The organism is Geofilum rubicundum JCM 15548 (genome assembly GCF_000974365.1).
GTDB lineage: Bacteria > Bacteroidota > Bacteroidia > Bacteroidales > Marinilabiliaceae > Geofilum > Geofilum rubicundum.
Genome location: NZ_BAZW01000123.1, coordinates 1 through 3,304, shown reverse-complemented (window position 1 = coordinate 3,304; position 3,304 = coordinate 1). Strand labels below are relative to the sequence as shown.

Annotated in this window: 4 protein-coding genes; 3 read left to right on the top strand and 1 reads right to left on the bottom strand. The window is 38.8% G+C overall.

Translation table 11 applies throughout. From position 1 onward, the window contains the following. On the top strand, window positions 1-648 hold a 648-nt coding region (locus JCM15548_RS20185; RefSeq protein WP_305047671.1), incomplete at its 5' end, for an RHS repeat-associated core domain-containing protein. Then, window positions 649-1,104: a hypothetical protein gene (locus tag JCM15548_RS20180; protein ID WP_062128994.1), complete on the top strand. Its 456-nt coding sequence runs from the start codon at window positions 649-651 to the stop codon at window positions 1,102-1,104. It begins immediately after the preceding gene. A gap of 169 nt (window positions 1,105-1,273) precedes the next feature. Here the strand turns inward: JCM15548_RS20180 and JCM15548_RS20175 are convergent, their stop codons facing one another. Then, entirely contained in the window at window positions 1,274-1,645 is a 372-nt protein-coding gene (locus tag JCM15548_RS20175; protein ID WP_227626069.1) for a helix-turn-helix domain-containing protein, read from the bottom strand. A gap of 114 nt (window positions 1,646-1,759) precedes the next feature. On the opposite strand from JCM15548_RS20175, the gene JCM15548_RS21355 reads away from it, so the two are divergent. Next, the coding region (locus JCM15548_RS21355) for a CHC2 zinc finger domain-containing protein (protein ID WP_162198299.1) at window positions 1,760-3,304 on the top strand (1,545 nt) is incomplete at its 3' end.

The window sequence follows — 3,304 nt, the reverse complement described above, 5'->3', positions numbered from 1 at the left end:
GGCGCCAGGATGTATGACCCGGCACTGGGGAGGTGGCACGCTTTGGACCCTCAGGCTGAAAAGTATTTTTTTGGTTCTCCCTATGTTTATGGATTAAATAATCCCATTTTATTCATTGACCCGGATGGAGAAGCTGTTTATTCAACTAATGAAGTTCTTGGATTTCATAAACTGCCTACTAGAGAAGAGCAGTTGTCATATAAAGGTTCATTTTTGGGAGTTCCAATTTATCTTAGTACGGATAATTTAGTTTCGTTAACAGCAGGGCTTGTTAAGGGAATGCTTACAACGACAAAAGAAGTAGCTTCTGCAGTAGTTGGAATTTCAGAAACATTATATAATGCTACTGAAGTAATAAGTGGTGCTTCTACAAAAGACCTTATGAATTTTAGAAGTTGTCTCAAGGATCTAAGTAATGGACTTACAGAGCAGGCAAATGCAACAAGAGATGAAGCTAAAGATTTAGCCTCAAAAATGGAAAATCTGAAGGATAAGACCACTGATAATTATAAACAAATGGAGGCTGATTATGATAGTAAGGTAAAGCAGGTATTTGAATTAGAAGACCAAAATAGAGCTATTAAGCATGAAATTGGTGCTGTAGATGATGAAATAATAAGTAGAGAATTACATAAAAAATATATGTAAATGATTGAATTTCCAGTTACTAATAGAGAAGAAGCAATTAAAAAAGGAATGTTTTATATAGCTGTTTTTCTTGTGTTTTCATTTATTTATTCTGCAATTGTTGATGTGTTTACTGTTGGAGTCATTCTTTTTTGGGGGATGTTAATTGCTCTATTTTTAATTAACAAATTAAAGAAACAGAACATCACCAGAGTTGTGTTAGAAGATGAAGAGTTAGTCATTGATTTAAACGGTGAAGTAATTAGGGTTTCGTGCCAAGAGATTTCCAAAATCCAAGGAGGGATTGGGGGGATTGGAATAAATGGAAAGATGAGTAAGTGTTATACTGTATTTTTAAAGAGAGAGTTTAAATTTGGCAATAAGATTTATTTAACTTACAGGACTCATAATACCACTAAAAAATTCATAGAAGAGGATTTTCCTGAAATAGAAGAGTTAAAGTCAAAGCTGTCCTAACCCGCAGCTCGGCGTAATTTGTAATTACGTCGAATTTTAACCGGCAGTTTGCAACTGCCATTCTTGGTAAACCAAGCGGCAGAGCGAGAGGCTTAGAGGCAAAATTAGATTGTAAACTAAGCTTTCATATAAATGTAGTGACAAAGCCCGGCAAGTCCGGGCTTTGTCATTATATCGCCTTTAATTTAGCCGCTTTAATAAGGTTGTCAATTGTATAAAAAATATTGGTTCTATCTTCGTCGGGTAGGTTCTCAATATCTTCCAGCCGCTTTAAAGTTTTTTTGTCCAGAATCTTCAGGTCACCATCACCCACCAAGTAATCCAAAGACACTTCGAGGGCATCCGCCAGTTTTTTAGCGGTTTCAATGCTTGGCTTCATTTCATTACGCTCATACTTCCCGACAATATCGCCATTGATGCCGGAACGCTTTCCAAGCTCTGCTTGCGAGAGCTTTTTCTGTTTGCGTATTAATGTCATCTTCTCCCCGAAATTCATACAGTATTCTTCAGTTTTAAGTATTGAATAACCCAGTATTTGCAAATTTAAGTGAATAAAGCTTCATAAACAATTTTGATAATGCTTGTTTGTTTCAGAATGATAATCTACATTTGTGAATAATTGTTCAGAAAAAAGAATTTCAAAAAATTTTCAAAAATGGAAATCCAAGAAATAAAGCAGCGTCTAAGCATCTACACAGTTCTAAAACACTACGGTTTACAGCCCGACCGAAACAACATGCTCAAATGCCCCTTCCACCCTGATGATAAGCCAAGCTTGAAGATTTACCCAAACACCAATACCTTTAATTGCTTTGGCTGCGGCAAAAGTGGCGACCAGATAGAGTTTTGTACTCTGAAAGAAGGCAGTAAGCACAAAGGTTTATTAAAGGCAACGGAACTAACCGGAGAGATAACACCGATAAACAATAAGCCTAAGCAACAAAAGAGCCAGGCAAAAGAGAACCACACCGAAATATTAACCAAGGTTTTTGAAAGCTTCTGCAATGGACTGAACCATCCTGTAAGCGTGAAACCTAAAGAATACCTGAAAGGCCGTAATCTAAAGTATGAACTTTTAGAAATCGGTTATAACTCCGGCCAGTTCCATCACCGGGGCAAATTAAGCGAAGCCGACCAGAAAGCCTGCATCAATGCCGGTCTGTTAATCCCTTACAGTAGTCCGGTTCCCAATGCCACCGGAAATACCTACAAAGTTTTTGCAAAGGACTGCATAATCTTCCCTCTAAAGGACAAGCAAAACCAAATCGTTAGCATTTACGGGCGAAGCACTACCAACAACAACCAATCGAAACACTACTATTTAAAAGACCGCTGCGGACTTTATCCAGGCTATCCGAAACCGGCAACCACCAAACTGATATTGACCGAGGCCATCATAGATGCAGCAACACTTTTACTGATGCCGGAAATTACAACAGAATACAGCGTTTTAGCTTGTTACGGAACAAACGGACTTACAGAAGAACACAAACAAGCCATAAGAGAGCTGGAGAACCTACAAGAAATCATTTTCTTTTTTGATGGCGACAAAGCCGGAAATGAAGCCATAGAAAAGTATCAGAATGAACTAAGCGAATTAATGCCAGAAATAAAACTAAGTTCCATTGAAGCGCCCGAAGGCGAAGACGTAAACAGCTTATCATTGGCTTACGAAACTGAAATCTTTACCCATCTGTTCGAGCATCGAAAACCTTCCCGATCTTCGGTACGGGATGAACCTTTTTTTTTAACTGAAAAAACTGAAATAAAGGAAAGAGAAGCCCAGTCACAACCATTACCGGAAGTACAGATAAGACAGAACTTGCCACAACAGGGAAAGCTAAACACCCGAAATCCCGACTTTATAACCTACACCACAGAAGAGCTGCAAATCATCATCCTTGGCGGCATCAACCTGCAGCAAATCGACCGCCTTAGAATCACGGTTAAAATCAGTAGAACCGATACAAACGACCCATTGCACAGCATCCGCCACACCATCGACCTTTACCACTCCGATTATTTAGAAAAGTTTATAGGCAAAGCCAGCGAACAATTAGAAACCGGTACCAATGTTTTAAAGCGAGCCATTGCAGAGCTGACCGAACAAATAGAGAGCTATAGGTTAAGCAAAATAGAAAGCCAAAAGGAGCAGAAACCACAATCAAGGCAGCTAACAGAACACAGGGAAAACAAAGCA